This is a genomic window from Streptomyces sp. NPDC001406 (assembly GCF_042895285.1).
GTDB lineage: Bacteria > Actinomycetota > Actinomycetes > Streptomycetales > Streptomycetaceae > Streptomyces.
In genome coordinates this window covers 81,981-107,536 of the sequence record NZ_JBIAWG010000004.1, presented here as the reverse complement: position 1 = coordinate 107,536, position 25,556 = coordinate 81,981, and the positions used below count along the sequence as shown (strand labels likewise).

Annotated in this window: 24 protein-coding genes and 3 pseudogenes; 12 read left to right on the top strand and 15 right to left on the bottom strand. The window is 71.4% G+C overall.

Annotated features, from left to right (window positions below; all coding sequences use genetic code 11):
- Nucleotides 1–26 precede the first annotated feature (26 nt).
- From ACFY1J_RS10730 to ACFY1J_RS10720, 3 genes are read right to left on the bottom strand one after another with little or no spacing between them, the layout of a single operon-like run.
- Nucleotides 27–1,904, bottom strand: coding sequence for a GMC family oxidoreductase N-terminal domain-containing protein (locus ACFY1J_RS10730; protein WP_390731059.1), 1,878 nt, complete (start codon nucleotides 1,902–1,904; stop codon nucleotides 27–29).
- Entirely contained in the window at nucleotides 1,901–3,358 is a 1,458-nt protein-coding gene (locus tag ACFY1J_RS10725) for a hypothetical protein (protein ID WP_390731058.1), read from the bottom strand. Before ACFY1J_RS10725 ends, ACFY1J_RS10730 begins: the two co-directional genes overlap by 4 nt.
- Complete coding sequence (locus ACFY1J_RS10720; RefSeq protein WP_390706156.1) at nucleotides 3,355–4,041, bottom strand: FadR/GntR family transcriptional regulator; 687 nt, start codon at nucleotides 4,039–4,041, stop codon at nucleotides 3,355–3,357. The genes ACFY1J_RS10725 and ACFY1J_RS10720 overlap by 4 nt, the downstream gene beginning before the upstream one ends.
- A gap of 147 nt (nucleotides 4,042–4,188) precedes the next feature.
- Here ACFY1J_RS10720 and ACFY1J_RS10715 point away from each other — a divergent pair.
- From ACFY1J_RS10715 to ACFY1J_RS10705, 3 genes and pseudogenes are all read left to right on the top strand, one after another.
- Nucleotides 4,189–4,697: pseudogene (locus ACFY1J_RS10715) on the top strand (ABC transporter permease); the annotation flags it as partial.
- Nucleotides 4,667–5,394: pseudogene (locus ACFY1J_RS10710) on the top strand (Gfo/Idh/MocA family protein); the annotation flags it as partial. The pseudogenes ACFY1J_RS10715 and ACFY1J_RS10710, both read left to right, overlap by 31 nt.
- Nucleotides 5,379–5,699 carry an EboA domain-containing protein gene (locus tag ACFY1J_RS10705; RefSeq protein WP_390731219.1) on the top strand — a complete coding sequence of 107 codons (321 nt, stop codon included), beginning with the start codon at nucleotides 5,379–5,381 and terminating at the stop codon, nucleotides 5,697–5,699. The pseudogene ACFY1J_RS10710 and the gene ACFY1J_RS10705, both read left to right, overlap by 16 nt.
- Nucleotides 5,700–5,725: 26 nt before the next feature.
- On the opposite strand, the gene ACFY1J_RS10700 is transcribed toward ACFY1J_RS10705, so the two are convergent.
- The gene (locus ACFY1J_RS10700; RefSeq protein WP_390731057.1) at nucleotides 5,726–6,658 is read right to left on the bottom strand and encodes an SGNH/GDSL hydrolase family protein; all 933 of its coding nucleotides are present in this window, start codon (nucleotides 6,656–6,658) and stop codon (nucleotides 5,726–5,728) included.
- A gap of 187 nt (nucleotides 6,659–6,845) precedes the next feature.
- On the bottom strand, nucleotides 6,846–7,313 hold the full coding sequence (locus ACFY1J_RS10695; protein ID WP_390706158.1) for a winged helix-turn-helix transcriptional regulator: 468 nt from the start codon (nucleotides 7,311–7,313) through the stop codon (nucleotides 6,846–6,848).
- A gap of 93 nt (nucleotides 7,314–7,406) precedes the next feature.
- Between ACFY1J_RS10695 and ACFY1J_RS10690 the strand changes: the two genes are divergently transcribed.
- Entirely contained in the window at nucleotides 7,407–7,916 is a 510-nt protein-coding gene (locus tag ACFY1J_RS10690; protein ID WP_390731056.1) for a PaaI family thioesterase, read from the top strand.
- Between the two features lie 22 nt (nucleotides 7,917–7,938).
- On the opposite strand, the gene ACFY1J_RS10685 is transcribed toward ACFY1J_RS10690, so the two are convergent.
- The 5 genes from ACFY1J_RS10685 to ACFY1J_RS10665 all read right to left on the bottom strand — a co-directional run bounded on the left by ACFY1J_RS10685 (nucleotide 7,939) and on the right by ACFY1J_RS10665 (nucleotide 12,058).
- Nucleotides 7,939–8,238: a hypothetical protein gene (locus ACFY1J_RS10685; protein ID WP_390731055.1), complete on the bottom strand. Its 300-nt coding sequence runs from the start codon at nucleotides 8,236–8,238 to the stop codon at nucleotides 7,939–7,941.
- Nucleotides 8,235–8,849, bottom strand: a complete 615-nt coding sequence (locus ACFY1J_RS10680; protein WP_390731054.1) for a hypothetical protein — start codon at nucleotides 8,847–8,849, stop codon at nucleotides 8,235–8,237. Before ACFY1J_RS10680 ends, ACFY1J_RS10685 begins: the two co-directional genes overlap by 4 nt.
- Nucleotides 8,850–9,008: 159 nt before the next feature.
- Complete coding sequence (locus ACFY1J_RS10675) at nucleotides 9,009–9,275, bottom strand: SHOCT domain-containing protein (protein WP_390731053.1); 267 nt, start codon at nucleotides 9,273–9,275, stop codon at nucleotides 9,009–9,011.
- Between the two features lie 126 nt (nucleotides 9,276–9,401).
- Entirely contained in the window at nucleotides 9,402–10,682 is a 1,281-nt protein-coding gene (locus ACFY1J_RS10670) for an MFS transporter (protein ID WP_390706163.1), read from the bottom strand.
- Nucleotides 10,679–12,058 (bottom strand): rhodanese-like domain-containing protein, encoded by a 1,380-nt coding sequence (locus ACFY1J_RS10665; RefSeq protein WP_390731052.1) that lies wholly within the window; start codon nucleotides 12,056–12,058, stop codon nucleotides 10,679–10,681. The genes ACFY1J_RS10670 and ACFY1J_RS10665 overlap by 4 nt, the downstream gene beginning before the upstream one ends.
- A gap of 88 nt (nucleotides 12,059–12,146) precedes the next feature.
- Here ACFY1J_RS10665 and ACFY1J_RS10660 point away from each other — a divergent pair, with 88 nt between their 5' ends.
- The 7 genes from ACFY1J_RS10660 to ACFY1J_RS10630 all read left to right on the top strand — a co-directional run bounded on the left by ACFY1J_RS10660 (nucleotide 12,147) and on the right by ACFY1J_RS10630 (nucleotide 19,500).
- Nucleotides 12,147–12,824, top strand: coding sequence for an ArsR/SmtB family transcription factor (locus ACFY1J_RS10660; protein WP_390731051.1), 678 nt, complete (start codon nucleotides 12,147–12,149; stop codon nucleotides 12,822–12,824).
- Nucleotides 12,821–14,077, top strand: coding sequence for an MFS transporter (locus ACFY1J_RS10655; RefSeq protein ID WP_390731050.1), 1,257 nt, complete (start codon nucleotides 12,821–12,823; stop codon nucleotides 14,075–14,077). Before ACFY1J_RS10660 ends, ACFY1J_RS10655 begins: the two co-directional genes overlap by 4 nt.
- Nucleotides 14,074–14,373 (top strand): sulfurtransferase TusA family protein, encoded by a 300-nt coding sequence (locus ACFY1J_RS10650; protein ID WP_390731049.1) that lies wholly within the window; start codon nucleotides 14,074–14,076, stop codon nucleotides 14,371–14,373. The genes ACFY1J_RS10655 and ACFY1J_RS10650 overlap by 4 nt, the downstream gene beginning before the upstream one ends.
- Nucleotides 14,374–14,467: 94 nt before the next feature.
- A complete protein-coding gene (locus tag ACFY1J_RS10645) occupies nucleotides 14,468–15,643 on the top strand; it encodes a PP2C family protein-serine/threonine phosphatase (RefSeq protein WP_390731218.1) in 1,176 nt (391 codons plus the stop codon).
- Nucleotides 15,644–15,721: 78 nt separating this feature from the next.
- Nucleotides 15,722–18,175, top strand: coding sequence for a tetratricopeptide repeat protein (locus ACFY1J_RS10640; protein ID WP_390706168.1), 2,454 nt, complete (start codon nucleotides 15,722–15,724; stop codon nucleotides 18,173–18,175).
- Nucleotides 18,168–19,265, top strand: coding sequence for a cyclophane-forming radical SAM peptide maturase AmcB (amcB, locus tag ACFY1J_RS10635; RefSeq protein ID WP_390706169.1), 1,098 nt, complete (start codon nucleotides 18,168–18,170; stop codon nucleotides 19,263–19,265). Before ACFY1J_RS10640 ends, amcB begins: the two co-directional genes overlap by 8 nt.
- Complete coding sequence (locus ACFY1J_RS10630; protein ID WP_390706170.1) at nucleotides 19,249–19,500, top strand: hypothetical protein; 252 nt, start codon at nucleotides 19,249–19,251, stop codon at nucleotides 19,498–19,500. The genes amcB and ACFY1J_RS10630 overlap by 17 nt, the downstream gene beginning before the upstream one ends.
- A 35-nt stretch (nucleotides 19,501–19,535) precedes the next feature.
- Here ACFY1J_RS10630 and gap read toward each other — a convergent pair whose 3' ends face one another.
- Entirely contained in the window at nucleotides 19,536–20,534 is a 999-nt protein-coding gene (gene gap, locus ACFY1J_RS10625; RefSeq protein WP_390706171.1) for a type I glyceraldehyde-3-phosphate dehydrogenase, read from the bottom strand.
- 127 nt (nucleotides 20,535–20,661) lie between these two features.
- Complete coding sequence (locus ACFY1J_RS10620) at nucleotides 20,662–21,618, bottom strand: GlxA family transcriptional regulator (protein ID WP_390706172.1); 957 nt, start codon at nucleotides 21,616–21,618, stop codon at nucleotides 20,662–20,664.
- Between the two features lie 84 nt (nucleotides 21,619–21,702).
- Here ACFY1J_RS10620 and ACFY1J_RS10615 point away from each other — a divergent pair, with 84 nt between their 5' ends.
- Entirely contained in the window at nucleotides 21,703–22,560 is an 858-nt protein-coding gene (locus tag ACFY1J_RS10615) for a DMT family transporter (protein WP_390706173.1), read from the top strand.
- 15 nt (nucleotides 22,561–22,575) lie between these two features.
- Here ACFY1J_RS10615 and ACFY1J_RS10610 read toward each other — a convergent pair.
- From ACFY1J_RS10610 to ACFY1J_RS10600, 3 genes and pseudogenes are all read right to left on the bottom strand, one after another.
- Nucleotides 22,576–23,467: pseudogene (locus ACFY1J_RS10610) on the bottom strand (phosphorothioated DNA-binding restriction endonuclease).
- Between the two features lie 76 nt (nucleotides 23,468–23,543).
- Nucleotides 23,544–24,113 (bottom strand): hypothetical protein, encoded by a 570-nt coding sequence (locus tag ACFY1J_RS10605; protein WP_390706175.1) that lies wholly within the window; start codon nucleotides 24,111–24,113, stop codon nucleotides 23,544–23,546.
- Between the two features lie 103 nt (nucleotides 24,114–24,216).
- Nucleotides 24,217–25,554, bottom strand: coding sequence for a lanthionine synthetase LanC family protein (locus ACFY1J_RS10600; RefSeq protein ID WP_390706176.1), 1,338 nt, complete (start codon nucleotides 25,552–25,554; stop codon nucleotides 24,217–24,219).
- Between the last annotated feature and the right edge of the window lie 2 nt (nucleotides 25,555–25,556).

The window sequence follows — 25,556 nt, the reverse complement described above, 5'->3', positions numbered from 1 at the left end:
GCCGTCCACGCCGCTCGGTGAGCTTCTCAGGCGTCTCGTCGCTGGGATTCGGCCCGCCCCCGCTCCAGATACGCCCCCGTGATCGCCAGGGCCGCCGCCATGATGCTCAGTTGTGGATTCACCTCTGGGCAGCCGGGGAGTACGGCCGCGTCCGTGATCAACACCCCTTGGATGCCGCGCAGTTGTCCGTTCGCGTTCGCCGGGAAGCGCTGTGGGTCCGCTCCCGCTGCCACCGTGCCTGTGGGGTGGTAGGCCGAGAGGTGGAGTTGGCGGGCGCTCGTGTTGGTGAGGACGGTGTCCAGTTCTGGGAGGGTGCGTACCCGGGGCGTCGTGGGGATGCCGGTGAGTACCTCCTCGGCGCCCGCGGCGAACAGGAGCTCGCCCATGGCGCGTACCGCTCGCAGCAGACGGCCGGCGTCGCGGTCGTCGAGGTCGTAGCGGAGCAGGGTGCGGTCGCGGCCGAGGACACGGCCCGACGGCCGGTCGGCGATCATCGCGCCCAGGGTGGCGAGCCGGTCGGCGCTCTCCAGTTCGCGGCGCAGTTCGGCGCCCAGTCCGGGCAGCACGAACGAGCCCATGCCGGGCGGGGTGGCGGTGGCCTCGATCAGGACCCCCGCGCCGTGATGCTCCTCCACGCCGACGCTCTGCAGCACGCCCTCCCAGGCGGTGACCGGCTCGGCGAAGCGCCCGGCGACGCTCGTGGCCGGGTGCACGCTCAGGTTGCGGCCGAGTCGGGGGTGTCCGCCGAGACCCGAACGGCGCAGGAGCGGCGGCGACTGCAGCGCGCCCGCGGCGACGACGACCAAGGGTGCGAGGATCTCGAACGCGCCGTCGTCGCGGCGTACGCGCACGCCTGCCGCACGCGGCCCCCCGGGCCGGTCCCGGTCGGCGAGGATGCGCTCCACCCGAGCGCCGGTCACGATGCGGGCACCGGCGGCGCAGGCGTCGGGCAGCACGGACAGCTGCACGCTCTGCTTGGCACCGGTCGGACAGCCCACGACACACTGACAAGACCCTTTGCACCCGGGCGCGTTGCGACGCAGGGGCGCGGCACGCCAGCCCAGCGTATGTGCCCCGGTGAGTGCGACGCGGCCGTTGTTGCCGAGGACGTCCACGGGTTGAGTGGCCACGCGCAGGGAACGCTCGACCTCGTCGAGGTGGCCGCCGAAGTCATCGGCGAGAACGAAGCCGAAGTCCTTGCTCCAGCGGGCGAGGACATGGTCCGGAGTGCGGTAGCAGGTGCCGGAGTTGACGACAGTCGTACCACCGACCGCTCGGCCGATTGGCAGGAGTAGCGGAGGGCGGCCTACAGCGATGGTCGCTCCGCCGTCCCGGTAGAGCTCCGTGAACCGCTCCAGAGGCGTGCGCTGTCCGAACCACTCGGTGGAGTAGTGCTCGCCCTCTTCCAGGACGACGACATCGAGCCCGGCCCGGGCCAGGGTCCGCGCGGCCATGGCTCCGCCCGCGCCCGAACCGATGACGACGGCGTCGGCGGTGGAGCGCGTGGGCCATGCGTGTGCGGACGTGCAGTCGAGCGGGGGGTCCTGGCGGGTGAGACCGGGGGCGGTGGGGCTCGGGGTGGTGAGGTCGTCGTGGAGCATCCGCTCCGTGCCGGCCGCCAGGAGGACGGGCACCTTGAGCACATCGAGGAGCGGGCGGAGCGAGGGCCGTGCGTCGAGTCCCCGGAGTAGGGACTCGCGCTCGTGAGGCGTGAGCCCGGCCAGTCCGCGTCCGGTCCGTGCCAGCGCGTAGACGTCCAGGCCGCGCACAGCCGCCCGCAGACCGGCCCGGGCAGGAAGCGGCATCGAGGCGAGGACCGTCTCCAGCCTCGCGGGGACGCGTGCGGTCCAGTCCGAGGTGCCCTCGTCGGCGATCAGGGCGGCCACCAGGCCGTCGAGGCTCATCGGGTGCCCACCTCCGCGTGGGCCGTGCCGTCGAGCGTCCACTCGGCCTCGGTGCGCCAGCCGCCGAGCCACCACCGCTCCAACAGGATCTGTGCGTCGGCGCGCTCGCTGTTGCGGCAGATCGCGTGGGTGCCGTCCGGGTCGGTGTAGTCCAGCGCGAGCGTGCGGTCCTCGGGCTGGGTGACGTCGACGCGGATCCGGCGCAGGCCGGCGCGGCCGGTGGTCGTCCAGGTGGGCAGGCCGATGGTGGTACGGAACCGCCCAAGACCCGCCCAGCCGAGCGCGGGGCGCTCCGGGCGGCGCGGCCAGGTGCGGTCGCCTCGGCGCAGACGGAGAAAGACCAAAGGTGGCAGCCGGCGCAGGCCGGGGCGCATGGAGACGGCGGCCACGATCTCCAGGACGTCCCCGCCACCGAGGTCCGCGTGCAACCAGGCCCAGCGCCGGGCATTGCCGTGACCGTAGATCCGAGCCGAGGCGCCCGGGGCCGAGGAGAGCTTCAGTGTCGTGTCGTCATGGGTGAACGTGCCGTCGTAGGAGGCCCGGGCCGCGGGGAGGATCTGGGCGGCGGGGAGTAGTTGCCGGCGCCAGGACCATCGAGGGAAGGTGAACAGCGGCTCGTCCATGGGGTGTTCGGCGAGGTCCCAGCGCAGGGCGCCGTCCTCCGCCGAGCCGGTCAGGCGTCCGGGCGCCGCCGCAACCCCGTCCGTGCTGAATCCCGCATCGTCGGCGGTCCACGGGGCGGGGCCGAAGCGGGCGTGCCGCACGGGCCCGTCCTTGGGGAACACCGCGGCCCAGCCGTGCGCGTACGGCTCGGACCCGTCGGCGGGCGCGGTGAGTTCGTGGTGGAGCCACAGCCCGCTGCCGGACGACGGGTCGGTGACGGTGGTGTACCAGACCTCGGTACGGCCCGGCTCGCCCTTCCAGCGGGGCGCGAGGAACGCGCCGGGATCCTCCCGCCGTGGGAAGCGGAAACTCGCGAGGAACGGAACGAGCTGCGTGGCCAGGGGAAAACGGAGCGTCCCGGTGCCGACCCGCGCGCCGTCCTCGTACAGCGTGTACGGCAGTACGGTCATCGAGGCCACGGGCCTGCGCGGCGTCACGGACTTCCAGCCGTCGAGCGTCAGTCGGCGGCCTTCGGCGGTGAACGCGATGCGGTAGCGGATACGGCGCCGAGCCAGCGGTGATATCTCCAACTCACCCTCGGCGCCCGCGTCGTCGGCCCAGCCGGCGATCCGTACGCGGCCGGTGGCTCGGGCCTCGGTCGTCCCCGTCAGCCGCATGACACGACCCGCCGAGACCTTCAGGTCCAGGCGGACGCGGCGGGTGCGGTCCTCGGCGTCGAGTCGCAGCGTGCCGAGCATCGTCTCGGTGAAGACGGTGCCGCGCGCGAGGGTGTTGCCACTCGTGCCCGTGCCCGTGTCCGTGCCCGCGCCCGAGGGGACGTCCGTGCTCATGAGAGGCCCTCCAACATGATGCGCTCGGTCGCGGTCAGGTACTCCTCGGCCGCCCGTCGTGCGCCCGCCTCGTCACCGGCGTCGATGGCATCGACCACCGGCTCCAGACGCGCGTGGGCGACCGCGGCGTCCGTGAACGGGCCGACGAGTGCGGCACGTACCGGCAGATAGGCATTGAAGAGGGTGTTCGTCAGCAGGACATAGACCCGGTTGCCGGTGGCGCGGGCCAGGGCCCGGTGCACCTCGATGTCCGCGAGCTGTACGGCGTCGGCGTCCTTCGCCTCCCGGACCGTCGCCAACAGGGCGCGCAGTTCAGCGCGTTGCCGGACGGTCGCGCGGGCGGCGGCGCGCTCGGCGATCAACGCGCCGATGCTGCGCCGTACTTCGAAGATCTCCCCGATCCAGTCCGGGCTGTGCCGCACGAGCATCGGCAGCAGATCCGCTCCGCCGAGGCGCAGATAGTCCCGCACGCGGGTGCCGACGCCGTGCCGGGTCTCCAGCAGTCCTGCCTGCACGAGGCGGCCGAAGGCGTGCTTGAGGGTGGTGCGCGTGACGCCGTAGCCGTCCGCGAGCGTCCGTTCTGGTGGCAGATAACTTCCGGCTGGATGCTGCCCGTCGAGGATCTCCTCGCGCAGCCGGTTCTCCAGGACGTCGACGATGGTTTCGCGGGGCAGTGCCTCCACGCCGTCCTCCCAAGTGGCTCAGTGGATGAGCCACTCAACCAATCCGTGGCGGTGAAGTCAATGGTGTTACCGCGGTGTTGACGTATCCGCAATCAAGGGCGTGGTTGTCGGCAAGCTTTGTCCTGTGAGTGGAAAAAGCTGACAGGAACCGACGGCCGCACCCAGATCGTCACCGTCGACGGCGTCCTCAAGCTCGGTGAACGTGACTCCTACGTGCTGGGCGTCCCGCCTTTCGTCCTGGTGTTCGCGATCGTGACGATCCTCGGCCGGCTGCTGCTCAACCGCACCACCTTCGGCCGCCGCACCGTCGCCGTCGGCGGAGACGCCGAGGCCGCGCGGCTCGCCGGCATCGACGTCCGGCGCCAGCGGCTGTACCTCTACCTCCTGTCCGGGCTGTGCTGCGGCATCGCCGCCTTCCTGCTGATCGTCCTGTCCGGCTCGGGCCAGAACACCAACGGCAATCTCTACGAACTCGACGCCATCGCGGCCGCGATCATCGGCGGCACCCTGCTCAGCGGGGGCGCGGCACCATCACCGGCTCTGTGCTCGGTGTCCTGATCTTCACCACGATCACCAACATCTTCGCCCTGAACAACCTCCAGAGCGACGTCCAGCAGATCGCCACGATCTGCCCCGGCAGCCGGTCCTCGCGGTGATCTGCGGTCGCGACGGTGCGGCAGCGCGGGCGGCTGCCGACCGGCAGGGATGGGCGGCGGTCGAGACCGACTGGCGTGCGCTGGTCGCCCGGGACGACGTCGATCTCGTCGACATCTGCACCCCCGGCGACAGCCACGCCGAGATCGCGATCGCCGCGCTGGCCGCGGGCAAGCACGTCCTGTGCGAAAAGCCTCTCGCGAACACCGCCGAGGAGGCCGAGACCATGAACAGGGCGGCCGAAGAGGCCTACAGGCGCGGGCAAGTGCGATGGTGGGCTTCAACTACCGCCGTGTGCCCGCGACCGCGCCCGCCCGGCGGATGGTCGCCGACGGCCGGCTCGGCGCCCTGCGTCGTGTGCGGGTGTCGTACCTCCAGGACTGGCTGGTGGACCCGGACTTCCCGCTGACCTGGCGGCAGCGCAGGGAGCTGGCCGGCTCCGGCTCGCTCGGCGACCTCGGTGCGCACATCGTCGACCTCGCCCAGTACCTGGCCGGGCAGCGGCCGGCCGGAGTCTCCGCCCTGACGCACACCTTCGTGCGCGAGCGCCCACTCCCCGGCGGGCCCACCAGCGGCCCGAGCGCGGTGTCGGCGCGGGGCACCGGCACGGTCACCGTGGACGACGCCGCCCTCTTCACGGGCCGCTTCGCCTCCGGCGCCCTCGCCTCCTTCGAGGCCACCCGCTGTGCCACCGGCCGCACACCCGGCTCCTCGTCGCCGCCCTCGGCCCCTACGCGGCCCGCCACCCCGACGCCCACGGCTGGCGGCAGGCCGTACTGAAGTGCCTGTTCACCGGCGTCCCCGTCGACGCCGTGGCCGGCCTCGACGAGCGGGCCCGCGGGGATGCCGAACTCGCCCGGATGCTCGCCGACTTCGCCGCCGAGCGCACCGCCGCCGACCGCCCCGTGCCCCGGGATCTGCCCCGTGTCCTGGCCCTGGCCGCCACCCGGGCCGCCCTCGACGACCTGCCCGGCATCGGGCAACTCCTGGACGACGAGGGCTAGAAGCTCCACCACCTGGACCACCACGGTCAGGGGCCGACCGCCCGGAGCACGGCGGCCGCCATGCCGCGCTCGCCGCGTTCGTTGGGGTGGACGGCGGCTGCCGGGCTGCTCGGCCTGAGGGGTTCGATCCAGCGAGTGGCCGCCGTGGAGCAGGCGTCGTGGCCGATCGACGGGGTGAACGTGTCGACGTAGGTCGCCCCCGCGGCTTCGGCGTGTTCCCGGAGCATGGCGTTGAGCTGCCGTTCCGTCTCGCGAAGGAAGGTCACGTCGCCGGGCGCGAGGGGCATGTCCGAGCCGCAGCCGGCGCCCTTGGCGGGCAGGATCGCCGGGTAACCGACGAGGTAGATGCGGGCCTTGGGCGCCCGGTGCTTGACGTCGTTCAGGGCGCGGGCGAGATGGTCACCCGCGGTGCGGATCTTCCGGGCGACTTCGGCGCCGTCGCCGGGCGCGTATCGCTCCTTGCAGGGTGCCTGGCCGTTGATGTTCGTGACTTTGGCCGCCGCTTTGTAGAGCTCCCCGGTGGTGACGCACTTGGCCACCATGATGCTGAAGCCGATGTCGTTTCCGCCGATCCCGAGGGTGACCAGGGCGGTCGCGGCCGTCAGCGCGGAGAACTGGGCGGGGTTGGTGCCGTCGTTCGTGGGCTGGGGCCCGGTGAGGTTGCCGATCGTGGCGGCGCTACAGCTGGCGTCGCGGAAGTCGGCCGCCCTGATGCCGAGTTGCTTCGCCACGAGTGCGGGGTAGTTGCGGGAGGAGCGTTCGCAGCCGGCGGGCTTACCCGTCTGGTCGGGAATCCGGGGGCCGGAGGTGAAGGAGTCGCCGAGCGCGACGTACGGCCCTTTGGACGGACGCCCGCCGTCGCCGCCACTGCCGGTCAGGTCCCCTCCGATGCCGACGGCCGTGACCAGTACGCCGCATGCCAGCGCCCCGGCCAGGCCGGTTCGTGCCAACGGTCCCATGGTGGTGTCCTGTCTTCGTCGACCTGGACCTGGTCACGAGCAGTGCCATCCGGGTCACCTGCTCCGGACGCGTGGCGTGCTCCAGAATATCGCGTCGGCGTCTGCGCCGAGACTTGAGCCGTGCCCGTCCGGGCCCGTGCGGATGGCCGCGCCCCTGCGGGCGTACCGCGCATGCGGATGTACGGCGTCAGGCCAGGCGCCGGGCGCCGGGTCCCGGGCGTGCGGTGACGTCCTTCGGGGTCAGGGCGGCATGGTCGTCGGTGCACTCGACGACCACCCGCACCGGCGCCCCGCACTCGGTGTGCCGCAGGTCCAGCACGGGGCCCCGGGGATCGGGGGCGTATGTCTCGCCCCACTGACGCAGGGCGACGAGGACCGGCCAGAGGTCCCACCCCTTGCGGGTCAGCCGGTACTCGTTGCGGGAGCGGCTGCCCGGCTCCTGGTAGGGAACGGCGGTGAGGATGCCGGCCGCGGTCAGCTTCCTGAGCCGGTCGCTCAGGACCGCTTCCGACAGACCGATGTGGCGCCGGAAGTCGTCGAACCGTCGTACGCCGTTGGCGGCGTCGCGCACGATCAGCAGTGTCCACTTCTCCCCGACCACGTCGAGCGTCCGCTGGACGGTGCAGTTCTCGGTACTGACCTCAAGCCACTCCATCCAGCCATGGTAGAGGTCTGACTTCGGCATTGACAGTCAGGTGACCCGACAGCTAGCTTCGATCGACGAAGTCAGCTGGGAGGCGCCGAAGACATGGGACGTACACGGACGTACGAGTGGGAAGACCCCGCGGTCACGGCGGCCGCCGTCGGACGCACCTCCGGCCTGGACTTCCTGCGTGAGATGCAGACGGGCCGCCTCCCCGGGCCGCCCATCCTGGCCACCGTGGACTTCGCCCTGGACGAGGTGGACGAGGGCCGGGTGGTCTTCTCCCTGCTGCCGGGCGAGGAGCACTACAACCCGATCGGCAGCGTGCACGGCGGCGTCTACGCCACCCTCCTCGACTCGGCGGCGGGCTGCGCCGTCCACTCGACGCTTCCGCCGGGCATGGGCTACACCTCGCTCGACCTGACGGTGAAGTTCCTGAGGCGGGTCACGGTGGACACGGGCCGGGTGCGGGCCATCGGCACGGTGGTGAACCGGAGCCGTCAGACGGCGCTCGCCGAGGCAAGGCTGGTCGACGCACAGGACCGACTGCTGGCCCACGCCACCAGCAGCTGCATGCTGCTCCCGGTGCCTGCCGCGGAGGCCGGCGACGGGTGATCGTGAGCCTTCGAGCCCGGGTTCAGCGGGATCGCCAGAGCCGGGCGATGCCGGCCACCAGCGACGACGCTTCCACGGTCGCCGTCGTACCGGCTGCCACGCACCAACTCGTCATGGGCCGCAGTACGGACTCGCCGGCGTGCGCGAGCGCGGACACCGGTGTCCCCACCCAACGGCTCAGATCGCCCGGCAACTTGGGGTCGAGTTCGATGGTCACCCTGACGTAACGGGTGTGCAGATGGGTGACTTTGGCGGGTCGGGATGCGGCTGGGTAGGGTCCGCGCTGCAGCGCGGCCCGGTAGGTGTCCTTGCGCTGGTTCACGCCTTGTCCTGACGCTTGATGAGCTCGTCCGCGAGTTCCATGTAGGCCGAGCCCTTGACCTGGATCGGGCTGCCGAACGACTGGGCGTACAGGTCGAGCCGCGGAATGTGGGTGGACAACACGTCGAAGCCGCGCTCGCTGAGTGCCTCGCGGGCGTCGGCATCGGGACCGGTACGGGTGGCGTCCGGACGGTTGGTGCGGTTCAGCAGGACGGCGGCGCGGGCCGGCTGGGCGCGCAACGACTGCATGTCGCCCATCTCGCCGCCGATGGGTGCCATGCGATCCAGCTCGATGGGGGCCGGGGTCACCGGCACGATCCACTCACTCGCGTACCTCATGATGCTCCGGGTGATGTGGGCGTGGTCCTCCATCTGCGGGGCGTCGAACACCACGGCCTGCCGATTGCCGAGGAAGTCGTTCACGCGCCGGTGCACATCACCCACCGGAAGGGCGATCACCGGAAACGGAAACCCGCCCGCCAGTTCGCTCCAGCGCAGCGCGGACGAGGCGGGGTCACTGTCCACCAGCAGTGGTGGCATGCCCGACTCGTGCAGCGCGTGGGCCAGCCAGACCGCGCTGGTCGTCTTTCCCACACCCGGTTTCAGGTTCACAAAGGCATAGCTGAACAACACAAGGGTGGACGCTAACGGCCACGGGCGGCGGGCCGCTGTCGGCGCGAGGCACAGCGACGCCCCGTTCACTCTGGGGCGCCGGTGACTCAGTCGAATGGACTACCGGTCAGCGGCGGCCGACGGCCACGCGGCCCCCGGTCACCTGGGCCGCGGCCGGTGAGCGGCCAGTTGCTTGCGCATCTCGGCGTAGGTTTCGGGGTCGATCTCGCCGGCGGCGAAGCGGTGGTCGAGGACCTCCTCCGGTGTCTCCCGCGATGTCGGCCCTCGGTCCGTGTCGTCCCGGCGGGAGGTGGAGTGCTGGGTGAGGCGGGCAACCGCCCACACCACCAGACCGATCAGTGCGATCCACAGCAGCGGCATGAAGGCCATCCAGGCCCAGCCACTGCCGCCGTCCCAGTACATCACTGCAGGTCACCTCCTTCGGGAGGCTTCTTCTGATCTCCACTGTCCGGCCGCCCCGGGGACACTGCCAAGGGCCGTTCGGCCCCGCCCCCGGACCACTCGGCACCTCCGCACCCGCCGGGGGCCGGATCAGTGCGTGCCGGGCCTGTGCTCGCTGATCCAGCGGGCGGCGAGCAGCCCGGAGCCGGCGGTGAGGACAGCGGCCGCGATGACGGTCGCGTTGAGCCCGAAGGCGTCCGCGAGGAGGCCGGCCACCAGGGCGCCGACGGCGTAGCCGATGTCGCGCCAGAAGCGGTAGGTCCCGAGTGCGTTGGCACGCCAGGCGGGGTGGGCATGGTCGGAGACCGCGGCGATCAGGGCCGGGTAGACCATGGCGGTGCCCAGACCGAGAGCGACGGCGGACAGGACACCGGCCAGCAGTGGGCGGTCGAGCAGTGCCAGGGCGAGGACGAATCCACCGGCCTGGACGAGCATGCCCGTGACGATCAGGGGCTTGCGGCCGATGCGGTCGGCGAGGTGGCCGGTGGGGATCTGACCGATGCCCCACAGGATGGGGTAGAGGCCCTTGATCAGACCGATGGCGGCGAAGCCGAGGCCGTGTTCGGTGAAGAGCAGCGGGAAGACGCCCCAGGTCAGACCGTCGTTCAGATTGTTGACCAGGCCGGCCTGGCTGGCGCCGCGCAGGGAGCGGTTGCGCCAGGAGGTGCGGGCGAAGACGGCGGCCAGTGTGGTGTCCTCACCGGTCGGCAGGGGCTTGGCGTGCTGGGCGAGTTCGAGGGCGACGTGCGCGGCGGTGTCACGGACGATCACGGACAGACCGAGCCCGGCGGCGACGAAGACGACGCCGATGAGTTCGGGGGCGGGGCGCAGGCCATAGGCGGTGGCGAGGTAGCCGGTGAGCAGGGCGGTGACCCCGACGGCGGTGTAGCCGGCGGCCTCGTTGACGCCGGTGGCCAGTCCGCGCCGTGCGGGGCCGACGAGGTCGATCTTCATGTTGACGGTCATCGACCAGGTCAGACCCTGGTTGACACCGAGCAGGACATTCGCGGCGACGATCCAGCCCCAGGACGGCGCCCAGGCAAGCGCGAAGGGCACGGGCACACCGATCAGCCAGCCGGTGACCAGGAGCTGTTTGCGGCGGAAGCGGGCGGTCAGCGCCCCGGCGGCGAGGTTGGTCAGCGCCTTGGTGACACCGAAGGCGATGATGAAGGAGAAGACGGCCAGGTCGCTGGTCAGATGGAAGACATCGGCGCCGATCAGCGGGACTGTGGTGCGTTCCAGGCCGACCAGGCCGCCGACGCAGACGTTGACGACGACGAGCAGGGTGAACTGCGGCCAGTTCTCCCGGAGGCCCAGCCGTATCGGCGGGTCGGGAGTGGTCGTGGCGGCCGGGTGGTGGGAGGTGCTCACGACTGAACGCCCTCCGTGCCCTCGGCGAGCCGCTGACCATGGGCGGCGGCGTAGTCGGCGGGCCCGCCGTCGAGCACCGCCACATCAAAGTGGCCCGCGCGTTCCAGCAGACTGGCGGCGGTCATGGCCCGCTCGCCGTGGCCGCAGGCCACGACCGCGCCCTCGGGGGCGTCGACGGCGCGGGCGCCGAGGCTCGCGAGCTCGATGTGCACGGCGCCCGGGACATGCCCGGCCGCGAACTCGGAGCTCTGACGGACGTCGACATAGGGCCGGTCCGCGGTGCGGTCGGCCGTGATGAACGCGGTGGTGGCCTGCGGGTTGCCGGCCGCGAGCCAGGCCCGCATGCCCCCGGCCAGGTGTCCGGACAGCCGTTCGTAGCCGATCTTGTACGCCTGCCAGACGATCTCGGCGGGCTCCTGGTCCTCGGCGGTGACGAACGCGATCGGGGCGGCCTCGGGCAGCAGCCAGCCCAGCCAGGTGGCGAACTGGTCGCGCAGCGGGATGGAGAGCGCACCGGGGATGTGTCCGGCGGCGAAGTCCGCGGCCGGCCGGACGTCGACCACCTGACCGCCCTGTGCGAGCAGGCCGGCCACCTGTCCGGCGGTGAGGTCGGGCAGCGCCGGAGTGCCGGTCAGGATGCCCGGGCCCTTGCGGTTGGCCTCGGCGAGCCGGTCGAAGTACGCCGGGTAGCTGCCCAGGCCGCTCAGCAGCCGTCGTACGAAGGTGTCCTCGTCCGGGGCGGTCAGGAGCGGGTTGCTCTGCTTCTGCGCGCCGATGGTGGAGGTGCGCTCGTTGCCCGGTGGCGCCGAGCAGAAGGAGCCGGCTCCGTGGGTGGGCCACACCCGGGTCTCGTCGGGCAGTGCGGCCAGCCGCCGCAGTGAGCGGTACTGGGCGCGGGCCAGTTCCTCGGTGCGGTCGGCTCCGAGGAGGTCGGTGCGGGCGGCGGAGTTCACGATCATCGAGCCGCCGGTGAACACCCCCAGTTCGTGGTCGCCGTCGAGCAGCAGGAACGACAGGTGCTCGTCGGTGTGGCCGGGCGTGGCCAGGGCGCGCAGGGTCAGGCCGCCGAGGTCCGTCTCGTCGCCGTCGGCCAGCGGCGTGTGGGGGAAGACCCGCCGGCCGGCGGCGGACGCCAGCACGCGCGCGCCGTCGTCGTGCGCCAGCTGGACGGCGCCGGAGAGGAAGTCCGCGTGCAGATGTGTGTCGGCCGCGAACGCGACGGTCAGGCCGCGCCGGTCCGCGGCCTTCCGCAGGGCGCGCAGGTCACGGGCGGCGTCCACGGCCAGGGCGCGCCCGTCGCCGAGGTCGACGAGGTAGGCGCTGTTGCCGAGTCCGGCGTCGACCAGGGGTATCAGGTGGTCGTCGGCAAACCCCATCAGGTCCTCCAAGGTTCGGATGCGAGGCGGCGTGTGGTCACAGCACCCTTCTTCATCTACACTATTCCATGGATTTATGGAGGATAAAATGGCGGGAAGCAACTCGACCGGTACGAAGGCGCAGCTGTACGACGCGTTCGCAGTCGGCGGCAAGGCGCTGGCCAGCGGAAAACGCCTGGAACTGCTCGACCTGCTCGCCCAGGGCGAGCGCACGGTCGACGCTCTCGCCAAGGCGGCGGGACTGAACCTGACGACGGCCTCGGCACATCTGCAGACGCTCAAGCAGGCCGGGTTCGTCGCCACCCGCCGCGAGGGCGTCCGCATCCACTACCGGCTCGCGGGCGACGACGTCGCCCAGCTGTTCGCGCTGCTGCGCAAGGTCGCCGAACGCCACCAGGCCAGCGTGTCCGGCGCCCGGGACGCCTACCTCGGCGAGGACGGCGCGGCCGAGGTCACCCACGAAGAGCTGCGCGCCCGCGCGGCCGCCGGAGACGTACTGGTGCTGGACGTGCGGCCGATGGAGGAGTACCGGGCGGGACACATCCCCGGTGCACGCTCCATCCCGGTCGACGAACTGGCCGACCGGATCAACGAGTTGCCCGAGGACACCGACATCGTCGTGTACTGCCGGGGCGAGTACTGCGTACTCGCCTACGACGCGGTACGGCTGCTGACCGACCGCGGCCGGCGGGCGATCCGCCTGAACGACGGCATGCTGGAGTGGCGACTGGCCGAACTGCCCGTCGAGGCGACGGACTTGGCATGACGAGTACGCAATCAGCCGGTCCGTCCTCCATATCGGATGTCGTTCCGGCCCAGCGGCGCATCCTGCGCGTGCTGGTCGCCACTCAGGTCCTCAGCGGTGCCGGGCTCGCCGCCGGTGTCACCGTCGGTGCCCTGCTCGCGCAGGACATGCTCGGGACCACCAGTCTCGCCGGGCTGCCCAGTGCCCTGTTCACCGCCGGGTCCGCGCTCGCCGCCGTCGCCGTCGGCCGTATCTCCCAGGCCCGCGGCCGCCGCCCCGGTCTGGCCACCGGATACCTCACCGGAGCCATCGGCAGCGCCGGCGTCATCACCGCCGCCGTCCTCGACAATTCCGTTCTGCTGTTCCTCGCGCTGTTCGTCTACGGCGCCGGCACCGCCACCAACCTCCAGGCCCGCTACGCCGGAGCGGACCTCGCCGACCCCGCCCACCGTGCCCGCGCCGTCTCCACCGTCCTGGTCGCGACCACGCTCGGGGGCGTCGTCGGCCCCAACCTCGCCTCACCCACCGGCGACCTCGCACACGGCCTCGGCATTCCCCGCCTGGCCGGACCCTTCCTGCTGGCAGGCGCCGCCTACGGGCTGGCGGCCCTCGTCCTGGCCGTGTGGCTGCGCCCCGACCCCCTCCTGCTCGCCCGCACCCTCGACCAGCAACGTGCCACGACGACCGACGAGACACAGCGAGCCGCATCGACGGCCGAACGGCGCCGCCCCGGAGTCGTACTGGGCGCACTGATCATGGTCCTGAGCCAGGTGGTGATGGTCGCGATCATGACGATGACGCCCGTCCATATGCACGACCACGGACACGGCACCGCCGCCTCCGGACTCGTCATCGCCATCCACGTCGGTGCGATGTACCTCCCCTCACCGCTCACCGGCCGGCTCGTCGACCGCTACGGCCGCATCCCGGTCGCCGCCGGATCCGGCGTCACGCTCCTCGCCGCCGGCATCCTTGCCGCCGCCGCGCCCGGCGACTCCGTCGCGCTGCTGGCCCTCGCGCTGGCCCTGCTGGGAATCGGCTGGAACCTCGGCCTGATCTCCGGCACCGCGATTATCACCGACGCCGTGCCGCTCGCCGCCCGCGCCAGGACGCAGGGCCTGGTCGATGTCTCGATCGCCATCGCCGGCACCACCGGCGGCCTAGCCTCCGGCATCATCGTCCACGCCGCGAGCTACCCCGTCCTCGCCCTCACCGGCGGCATCCTCGCCCTGGCCGTCCTGCCCGCCATCGCCGCCTCCGCGAGCAGCCGATGACCCTCCACCCCGCCCCCGCACCCGCCCCCGACCTCACCGTCGACGGCAGCGGACTGCTCTGCGTCACCCTGCTGCTCAAGCTCCGCGCCGCCATCGACGGCGCACGGCCCGGCACCGTCGTACACGTCATCGCCACCGACCCGGCCGCCCCCCTCGACCTGCCCGCCTGGTGCCATATGACCGGCCACGACTACCTCGGCCCCGTCCCGGGCGACCGCCCGGTGTACGCCGTCCGGCCGGCCGCCGACGCACGCCTCATCCGCACCGACGCCCCCTGGCACACCGCCGACCACTGACCTGCGCCGAGCCGCGTGATGCCGGCCGACAGCACCCCGCGGGCGGCCCTGCCCGGGACGGTGCAATCTGGAAGATGTGGATGTCCGGCAAGGCATGGCCGGCCGGCGGCAGCCGTGGCAGTCGAGCCATGCGCTGCTGATGATCCCGATCGCGCTCATCCTGGTGATCACGATGGTGGACCAGCTGGTCCCGGCCGACATCCATCTCGGTCCGCTCCTGGTCATCGCCCCCGCGATCACCGTTTCCTTCGCGGGTCCCTGGGTGACCGGGCTGATCGGGTTCCTGGCCGTGACGGCGCAGGCGTACATCGGCTGGCACTTCGGCGTGCTGTTCTCACGCAACGTCCTGGTGCAGAGCCTTGCCCTGGCGGTGCTGTCGGCGCTCACGGTGTTCTACTGCGTCGTACGTGAGCGACGACTGCGCCAACTGGCACAGGTGCGTGCGGTCGCCGAGGCCGCACAGCACGTCCTGCTGTGGCCGCTGCCCGAGCGGATCGGTCCGCTGACGATCGCCTGCCTGTACCTGGCCGCCGAGGACGAGGCCCAGATCGGCGGTGATCTGTACGCCGCGACCTCGACCGACACCGGCGTACGGGTCGTGATCGGCGACGTACGGGGCAAAGGCCTGTCCGCCATCGGCGAGGCCGCCCTCATCATCGGGGCCTTCCGCGAGGCCGCCCACGAGCACACCCTCCTGCCCGAGCTGGCCGCCGCGCTGGAGCGGAGCGTGGCCCGGAATCTGCCCGACCTCGTGCCCGAGGAGGAGACGGGGGAGCGGTTCGCCACCGTGCTGCTGGTGGAGATGCCGGACGAGGGCCGTCTCACGCGGATCCTCAGCTGCGGTCACCCTCCGCCCCTGCTGCTGAGCCCCGCCGGGACCGTCACCGTTCCGGTGCACCCCGCGCCCCCGCTGGGCATCGGCGCGCCGACACCCACCGAGTACACCCTCGACGTGTTCTCCTTCGAGCCCGAGGACACCCTCCTGCTGTACACCGACGGTGTCATCGAGGCCCGCGATCCCGGCGGCGTCTTCTACCCACTCGCGGAACGGGCCGCGCAGTGGGCCGGCAGCGCTCCCGAAGAGCTCCTGCACCACCTCCGCCGTGACCTCCTCGCCCACGTCGGCGGGCGCCTGGAGGACGACGCCGCGATCATCGCGCTCTGCCGCACGCCCGAAACCCACCGCCACCGACGGGGCACCCACATGGGCCGGTCCGCTCACGGCACCGGAAATGCCGTGCCGCTTCAGACGCACACCCTGCCGGACTGAGGCGTCAACCGGCAACACGCCTTGGTCACTTGGAGACATCGGGTACACCTGCAAGGCACTGGACTCCATGATGGAGCCATGCGGGACGATGTGGAACCGGTCCTGGGCGACCGAGCCGATCCTGGGGGCCGACGCGTCGCCGGCGTGACCGTCGGAGCGGACCTGGTCGACTTCCGCGGCGGCCGCTTCCACGGAGACGTCGTCGCGAAGAAGGTGGAGCACCACCACTACACGGCACCGGCCACCGACGCTCTGCAGTCGCTTCCCGCGGCTGCCCGGGGATTCGTCGGGCGCCACGACGAATTGCACGCGCTGCTCCAGAGCCTGGACCCCGCGGCTTCGAGCCACGGCACCGTGGTCATCTCCGCAGTCGCCGGACTCGGTGGCGTCGGCAAGACGGCACTGGCCGTACGGGCCGCGCACATCGCGAAGGACCGGGGACTGTTCCCGGCGGGAGTCGTCTTCCTCGACCTCCATGGATACGACGAGACTCCCGTCACGCCGGGAGAGGCGCTGGAGCAACTGCTCACGGCCTTCGGCGTCCCTGGCGAGCACATGCCCGCAAGCGCCGACGCACGTGCCGGTCTGTACCGTTCCGTCCTGACGGAGATCGCCGAGGAGCGGGGCGCCCTGCTGATCGTCGCGGACAACGCCTCGCGCCCGTCGCAGGTACGGCCCCTGCTGCCCGGTCACCCGCGGCACCGGGTCCTGGTCACCTCCCGCGACACCCTCTCCCAGCTCGGCGCCCAGCTGCTCCATCTCGGCGTGCTGCCCGCACAGGTCGCGGTGGAGGCCCTGAACACGGCTCTGCGGACGGCCGATCCCCATGACTCCCGCGTCGATCGGGAGGAGAACGAGGCACAACGGTTGAGCGCCTTGTGCGGACACCTGCCCCTCGCGCTGCACATCGCCGCCGCCCTCCTCGTCAACGACCCGGGCAAACCGGTGGCCGAACTCGCGGACGAACTCGCCGACGCGGCGACCCGCATCGACCAACTCGACGACGGAGAACGGGCCATCAGGGCGGCCTTCGACATGTCGTACCGGCGACTGGACGACGGATCCGCGCGCCTGTTCCGGCTGCTCGCCCTGGCCCCGGGCCCCGAGGTCGGCATGGAAGCCCTCACGGCACTCGGCGGTCGCACACCCGCACCGCGTGCCCTCGACACCCTGGTCAGAGCCCACTTGATCGAACCCGGCCTCAGCCGCGGCCGCTGGCGCATGCACGACCTCGTACGCGTCTACGGCATGGCGAAGACACAGGAGAACGCCGAGTTCAAGGACGAGGGGCAGGCAGCACGTGCGCGGCTGCTCGACCAGTACCACGAGCGAGTCCTCGACAGCCACGCCTACCTCAAACCGATGTCCGGGCACACTCGGGGCGGAGGCTTTCGCGACCGGGAACAGGCACTGCGGTGGCTCGACACGGAACGCGTCGGACTCGTCGCCGCCGCCCAGTGGGCCGCCGATCCCGCACATGCCGAGCCCGGAGTGCGCTTCGCTCTGAGCCTGTGCCACTACCTGGGCTGGCGAAATCACTTCGCCGACGCCGCAGTTGTGTACCGGCACGTGCTGGACGGCGCACGCCTGTTGGAAGATCCGTACTACGAGGGAATGGCCCACGACAACCTCGGCATCGCCCTGCGTCACCTGCGGCTCCTCGACGAGGCCATAGCGGCGCACCGGCGCGCCCTGGAGCTGTTCGCGGACCTGGACTCCCCTCTCGGCCAGGGCAGGGCCTGGTACAACCTGGGCAGCGCCCTGCAAGAAGCCCACCACCATGACCAGGCGTTGGAGGCGTTCGAGGAAGCCGACGGGCTCTTGAACGAGTCGGGAGCGCAGTACACCGCGGCCCTGGCCCAGAACGGGCGGGCCACGGTCCACCTCAAGACCGGGCATTTCCACAAGGCACTTGACTGTCTGAACCCTGCCCGCGATCTGTTCAGGTCCATCGGGGACATGTACCTCGAAGCCGTCACCACCAACAACCTCGGGCGTGCCCAAAGGGGACTCGGGCACCTGGACGAGTCACGTCTGGACCATGCCCGCGCCATGGAACTCTTCCAGGCCGTGGGCCACGACCAACGCGCGGCCATCGCCCGGAACGACCACGCACTCACCCTCCGCGCCATGGGCCGGCTGCAACAGGCTCTTGTGGAGCATGCCGAGGCACTACGGGCCGTGCGCGAGCAGCGAGCGCAGTACCGTGAGGCGATCATCCTCAACGACCTCGGGGTGACCCTCCGCCGGGCGGGGCGCCACAAGGAAGCCGCCGAGTGCCATCAAAGCGCCCTGACGCTGCACCGCGTTGTCTTCTCGGATCCCCATGGGCAAGCCCAGTCACTGGACCTGTATGCCGTCGCGGCACAGGCCCTGGGCCGGTCCGACGACGCGCTGCGTGCGTGGGGGGATGCGGTCCGTCTGTACCGGGAGGCCGACGCGGAGGACGCGGCGCAGGCTGCGCTGCGACGCATCGAGGGCGCCGGCAGGGACGCGCGCGGCCCCCGGAGCCAGGAAGCCGCACATGGTTGAGCTGGCCCGGACGGCTACCGTCGTGTACCTCCAACCCGTGACACTGTGCAATCTCGACTGCTCGTACTGCTACCTCCCCCAACGCGCGGTGCACCGGCGCATGTCCGTGGATGTGGCCGATGCCGTGGCGCGAGCGGTGGAGTCATGGTCCGACCTCCACCCCGTGCGCGTGGTGTGGCACGGGGGAGAGCCACTCGCACTCGGTCTCCGGGGATTCGCGGAACTGCTCGGTCGCTTCACCGAGCGCCGGCACCGCGGCGGACATGCCGTTCAGACGAACGCCACGCTCATCGACGAGGCCTGGTGCGAGCTGTTCCTCCGGCACCGGATCAATGTGACGGTCAGCCTGGACGGCCCACGACACCTGAACCGTGCCCGCCTCACGCGGGGCGGAGGGGAGAGCTTCGACGCCGCTCTTCGCGGCATCGCCCTGCTGCGTAGACATCGGATCCCGTTCGGGGCCATCGCGGTGGTCGAGGAGCCGGATCCGCAGCTCGCCATCGAGGTGTACGACTGGTTCGCGCAGCTGGGGTGTCAGGTGCTCGGCATCAACATCGTGGAACGCAAGGGCACACGCACCACGGCCTCGGTCGACGACGACCGTGTCACCGCCTTCTGGGCCGCCCTGGCAGCCCGGTGGAGAGACGACGACCGGCGCCTGCGCATAAGGGAGTTCGACCACGCCGCCCGCTATGTGGCCGCGGCGCGCACGGATCAGCTGGCACAACGAACCGCGGCAGCCTACGACCCCATGCCGATGATCGGGTGGGACGGCGATGTGACGGTACTGGGTCCGGACCTGACAGGGTGTGACTCCCCACGCCTCGGGGCGCTGAGCGTGGGCAACGTCGGCGAGACCGATCTCGCGGAACTGGTACGGCGAGCCCCGGAGGTGACGTGGGTGGCGGAGGCGCTACGCGGCTTCTCCGAATGCCGCCGTGTCTGCGATCACTTCGCCTACTGCCTCGGCGGCCAGCCGTCGAACAAGTACTTCGAGACCGGCCGATTCGACGTCACGGAAACCGTGTACTGCCGCAACAGCAAGAAGCGACTCATGGAGGGGCTGATCCACAGTGACCGACAAGCCTGAGGCCGGCGAGGATCTTCCCACCCGCGCCGATGTCCTGGTCTCCGCCGACATCGCCGATTGGGGCGACGGGACGGACTATTCCTCCTACCGTCGGCGCCCGCTTCGGCGACCGGCCGATGCCCATGAGGCTCCGAAAGCTCCAGAGGCGGTTCCTGAAGCCGACGCGGACAACACTGCCGAAGGAGAAGGAAACGATGACGAGGAGGCGGCCACCGAGACGCCTCCCGGCACCTGACCAGTTCGACACGCACCGTATGCGCGCCGCAGGGGTCAGCGAGCGGCGAGCAGTTCCAGCGTGTCGATCACGCGGTTCGAGAAACCCCACTCGTTGTCGTACCAGGCGACCACCTTGACATGGCGGCCGTCCACCCGGGTGAGGGCCGAGTCGAAGATCGACGAGGCCGGGTTGCCCGTGATGTCGGAGGAGACGAGGGCGTCGTCCGAGTACTCCAGGATGCCGGCGAGCGGCCCCTCCGCCGCGGCGCGGTACGCCGCCAGCACGTCGTCGCGCGTCACGTCGCGGGCGACGGTCGTGTTGAGCTCGACGATCGAGCCCACCGGAACCGGCACACGGATCGAGTCGCCCGACAGCTTGCCGTCGAGGTTCGGCAGCACGAGGCCGATCGCCTTGGCGGCGCCCGTCGTGGTCGGCACGATGTTCACGGCGGCGGCGCGGGCGCGACGGGCGTCGCGGTGCGGACCGTCCTGCAGGTTCTGCTCCTGCGTGTAGGCGTGCACCGTCGTCATGAAGCCGTGCTCGATGCCCGCGAGTTCGTCGAGCACCGCGGCCAGTGGCGCGAGCGCGTTGGTCGTGCACGAGGCGTTGGAGACGATCGTGTGCAGGTCCGGGTCGTACGCGTCGGTGTTGACCCCGTACGCGAGCGTGACATCGGCGCCGTCCGACGGCGCACTGACGAGCACCTTCTTCGCACCCGCGTCGAGGTGGGCGCGGGCGGCCTTGGCCGACGTGAAGCGGCCGGTCGCCTCCAGCACGATGTCCACGCCGAGTTCGGCCCACGGCAGCTGCGCCGGTTCGCGCTCGGCGAGCACCGTGATACGACGGCCGTCCACGACGAGGACGTTGCCGTCGACGGACACCGGGCGACCGAGCCGGCCGGCGGTCGTGTCGTAGGCGAGCAGCCGCGCGAGGGTGGCGGGCTCCGTGAGGTCGTTGACGGCGACGACCTCCAGGCCGCTGTCGCGCTCCAGCAGCGCGCGCAGCACATTGCGTCCGATGCGGCCGAATCCATTGATGGCGATGCGAGTCATAAGTGGCGTCCCTTCGGTTCGACACCAGCGTCGTGTGCGCCAGTTGCCGGTGACAGCGGCGCGATCGCCATGGTTCAAAAGGATCGCGCCACGCGGCGGTGCGCTGCTCGCTGCGCCACTTGCCGCGCTACTCGCCGCGGGTGAAGGTGCGCCGGTACTCGCTCGGGGTGGTGCCGAGGATGCGCTGGAAGTGCAGCCGCAGATTCGCACCGGTGCCCAGTCCGACATCGGTGGCGATCTGCTCGACGCCGCGTTCCGAGCGCTCCAGCAGCTCACGGGCCATGTCGATGCGGGCGCGCATGACCCACTGCATCGGCGTGTATCCGGTGTCCTCGGCGAAGCGGCGCGAGAACGTACGAGGCGAGACGGCCGCGTGCCGGGCGAGCACCGTGAGGGTGAGGGGCTCGTCCAGCCGGTGCAGCGCCCACTCGCGGGTGGCGGCGAACCGCTCGCCCAGCGGCTCGGGCACGCTGCGCGGCACATACTGCGCCTGACCGCCGCTGCGGTAGGGGGCCGCGACCAGCCGCCGGGCCGCGTGGTTCGACGCGGCCACCCCGCGGTCGCCGCGCAGAATGTGCAGGCACAGGTCGATGCCCGAGGCGGCGCCGGCCGACGTCAGCACACTGCCCTCGTCGACGAACAGCACGTTCTCGTCCACCCGGACCAGCGGATGCTTCGCCGCGAGTGCCCGCGCGTAGTGCCAGTGCGTGGTGGCCCGCTTGCCGTCGAGCAGACCCGTGGCGGCCAGCGCGAAGGCACCCGTCGAGATGGCGGCGAGCCGCGCGCCCCGGTCGTGGGCGGTGATCAGCGCGTCGACCACGGCCCGCGGGGGATCGTCCCGGTCCGGAAACCGGTAGCCGGGAATGAAGACGATGTCCGCCCACGCGAGCGCGTCGAGGCCGTGGGCGACGTGGTACGACAGGCCGTCACCGCCGGTCACGAGGCCGGGTGCGGCGCCGCACACCCGCACCTCGTACGGCATGCTCGCACGGGTCGTGAACACCTGCGCGGGAATGCCGACATCGAGCGGCTTCGCCCCTTCGAGCACGAGGACGGCGACGCGACGAAGCCGGGAGACTGGCACGGGGACAGGGTATGCGGGGCGACACAGGCGATGCGTGCCGGTCGGTGGCGGGAGGATGCGTGGCGGGCGGGGCATGGTGGCTGTGTGATCGTGCTCGCTGTCGTCTGCGCTGTGACGGGGGCCGCCAGCAATGCGGTGGGAACGGCGTTCCAGCGGAAGGCCGCCTCATCCGTGTCCCGGGGCGGCGGCTTTCGTCTGCTGGCCGCACTCGTACGGCGCCCTGCCTGGGCGATCGGCATCGCCGGCGTCATGGGCGCCGCCCTGTTCCAAGCCCTGGCCCTGGTGAACGGGCCCATGGCCCTGGTCCAGCCGCTCTTCATCCTGGAACTGCCGTTCGCCCTGCTGGTGGCCGCTCCGCTGATGCACCGCAGGCTGCCCGCGAAAGGCTGGTGGGCGGTCGGGGCAGTGGTCACCGGACTGGCCGTGGTCCTGGCCGCGGCAGCGCCGGCGGGCACCCGGAACCAGGCGGCCATGGTGCGCTGGGTGCCGGTCCTGGCGCTGCTGCTGGGAGCGATGGCGGCGGCCGTCGTCCTGGCCCGACCGGCACGCTCGCCGCTCTTTCGCGCGGCCACCCTCGCCACGGCCGCCGCGATCGGCAACGCCCTGACCGCCGCACTCATGAAGTCGGCCACGGGGCGGCTCGCCGACGCCGGTCTTCCCGCGTTCCTCGCCACCTGGCAGACGTACGGCTTCGCCCTCGTCGGCATCTGTGCGGTCCTGCTCCTGGAGAACTCCCTGCAGGCCGGTTCACTGGCCGCCTCACGGCCCGCGCTGACCATCGGTGACGCGACGATGAGCCTCGTCCTGGGCGTGATCCTGTTCAGTGAGCACATCCGCACGGGCTGGTGGATCGTGCCGGAGGCGGCGGGCGCCCTGCTGATCGTGTGGGGCGTCGTCCGGCTCACCCGCGTGGTACCTCACCTCATCGAGCTCGCTCACTAGGTGGTGGAGCCGTGGTCAGACGGCGGTGGCCGGGCGTGGGATGCCGTGGAAGACCTGGCGGGTGTGCCAGTCGCGGTGGGCCGCCGCGACGGGCCGGGCGCCGGACTGAGGACCGATCAGCGGTCGGCCCGCGAGGGCTATGACGTGTTCGCGGGCGGCGGGGCTGTGGCCGACGAAGCGCTGCGAGACCAGGATGCGATGACCGTCGCCGACGCCGAGGACACCCTTGTCGAAGAGCTTGTGGTGCAGCGAGCACAGACACAGACCGTTGTCGACGTCGTCCGGACCGCCGAACGCCCACCATCGCACGTGCGCGGCCTCCAGCCCGACCGGCAGCGCGCCGATCCTGCCGTCGTAACCGCAGAAGGCGCATCGGTACTCGTACGCGGTCAGCACCAGCTCCCGCATCCGCCGGTCCCGCTGCCGCCTCGCTGTGGAGAACTGCTCGGCCTGCGCCGGCTCCAGCTGCAGTCCGACGGCTTCACACAGCTCGGTGTGGAGCGAGGACGGGAAGTGCAGGTCGAGCAGCAAACGCGCCATCCTGCCGAGCAGCGGCGGTTCGCGTCGCAACGCCGCCCTCAGCTCCGGCGCGAGCCGTCCGGTGGCACCCGTCTCCCGGAGATCCCGCACCCCGGGTCCGGGACTGCCCGGCCCGCGGTCGGTACGCACTTCCCAGACGCCGTCACTGACCAGGTGGTGGAAGGGGTAGGCAGGCGTCGTCCTGTTGGGCGGCCCGTACTCGGTCAACAGCCGCTGCAGATCCTCCTCCACGGCGCTGTACCGCAGCCCGCCGTCGGAGTCCTCCTGAAACCGGCCGAGGGCGTACAGGAGCAGCAGCGGCTTGTGGGGAGCGCGCGCCGCTCCTGGTCCACTGCCTCAACTTCGCGGTGCGCTCGAGCCAGTCCATGGCTGATGATCGTAGTGAGTCGTGCCGGCCACCACTGAGCCGGTGACGGGGAGGGCGCCAGGGCCCGGTCAGTGCCTCAGCCGTCGTCGGGCGGCCGGCCCGGCAGCCGGCGGCGCGCCCACTTCTCCGCCTGATCGGCATGCGCCATCAGACGGGCCTCTCTCCGCGGACGCCATGTCAGGTCGGCGATGAACAGCGCCACCACCACCCAGGAGGACACGGCCTCCCCGGTCGACCCATGCAAGGTGTCGTTCAGCGCGACGAACACCGACACCACGGCAGCGAACAGCACCACCCACCGCACCCACCCACCGCGCTCCCGGGTCTGGCGCAGCCCGTCCGCATAGGCGACGACGGCGGGAGCCAGGCGGGCGTCGCCGATGTCCTCACCGCGCCGGGTGGAGCGTACGACCGCCGCTCGCTCGGCACGGCTCAGTTCCTCTGTGCCGGGCCAGGCCCTGCTCATGCGACGGGCCATCATGGGGCCGTAGAACACGGCCAGTACGAGGAACACCACGGCGGCGATCGGCCAGGCGCCCGACTCGATGAGGGCGAATGCACCGGCGAACAGGCCGGTGGGGACTCCGACACCAAGTGCCCTGCCGACCGGCTTCCTTTCCCACACCCAGCCCGGAATCACCGCCATGGGCTCATGGTGGCAGCAGGGGCGGGCAAGCGATCGGATCACCGCACCGGCGCGTCGGCGCGGAGTCCGGCCCCCGTCGGCACGGGACGAGCCGCCGCTCCTCTCACAAGGCCGTACTGCGCAGCTGTGGCGGCACTGCCCACCACTGGTCCGGGCGGTCCACCACCACTGCGTCCGGGCCGGTTTCGAGGAACCGGGCGAGGCGGAGCAGGTACGCCGCGATGCCCGCCGCGCCCTGCATCCACGTCGTGCCCGGCGGCAGGAGCGATGGGTCCTTGCGGTGTTCCAGGAAGCGCCAGCGGGCGCCCGCCTCGTCCCTGATCGCCCGCTCCACCAGCGCGTCGCCCATCGTGCGCGCCGCCTGAAGGAGGGTCTCGGCTCGTGGCGTGCCCGCGCAGTCCTGTGCCGCGTCCAGCAGTACGTCCCCTACGCCCGCCGTTCCGCAGCAGCGGCCGTCGTTGTCCCAGAAGCCCGGCCGCAGGCGTTCCGGGACTCCCGAGGTGAGGATCGAGGTCAGGCAGCGCTGGCGGAGTTCGCCGACGTCGAGGCCCGCCACCTCGGTCACGCCCGCGTGTGACAGCGCCGAGAACAGATGGGAGGTGCCCGCCGGGCCGTGGCACCAGGTGTACGTCACCGGCTCCACCTCCCGTTTCGACGGCGGGATCGTGTGCGGGACGATGAAGCCGCCGTCCTCCAACGAGCCTACGGACAGCACGTGTTGGGCTCCCCGCACCGCGGCCTCGACGAAGTCCTCCCGATGCAGCGCCGCACCGGCCACGGCCAGCGCGGCGGCCACTCCGGAGGTGCCGTGCGAGTAGTTCGGTGCCCGCGACACCGTGCCCGGCGCCATCCCCCAGTCCAGGCCCGCTTGTGTCCGGTCCGCCGTGCGCAGCAGGGCCTCACCGCCTGTTGTCGCGATGGCCTCCGCGAACTCACCGCCCGCCCAGATGGCGGTCATCACCACACCGGCGGACCCCATGATGATGTCGTTGAGGGGCGCGTCGGAACCCGGTTCGAATTCCAGGGTGGTCTTCCAGCCTTCGGGAGTGGCCAGGCCGGCCAGGCGCCGCAGCGCGGTCGACTCCCTGCCCGGGGCGAGCAGCTTCAGCGCCATGGTGTCGCCTGCCAGGCCGTCGTACAGCGATGGTTCCGTTCTGCCCTCGGCCTCCTGCGACAGCCTGGTCACGATCCCCGTCGCCAGTGTCCGCTCGCTGTCGCTCCATGCCCTGTACTGCTCGATCTCCGCCAACACCGGGGCGAGACCGGCAATCCCCGCGTACAGCGAGTCCCGATCCTTCGGCGGTGCCGGGTCCTGGCCTTCCTCCGGCGCCGAATCGGGCACCGTTTCCGGCAGCCAAGGGCCCTTGTCATCGAGGACCTGCTTCAACACCCATGACCAGGCGGCCTCTCCCAGCTCCCGGTACGCGTCGCTCGTCACCACCC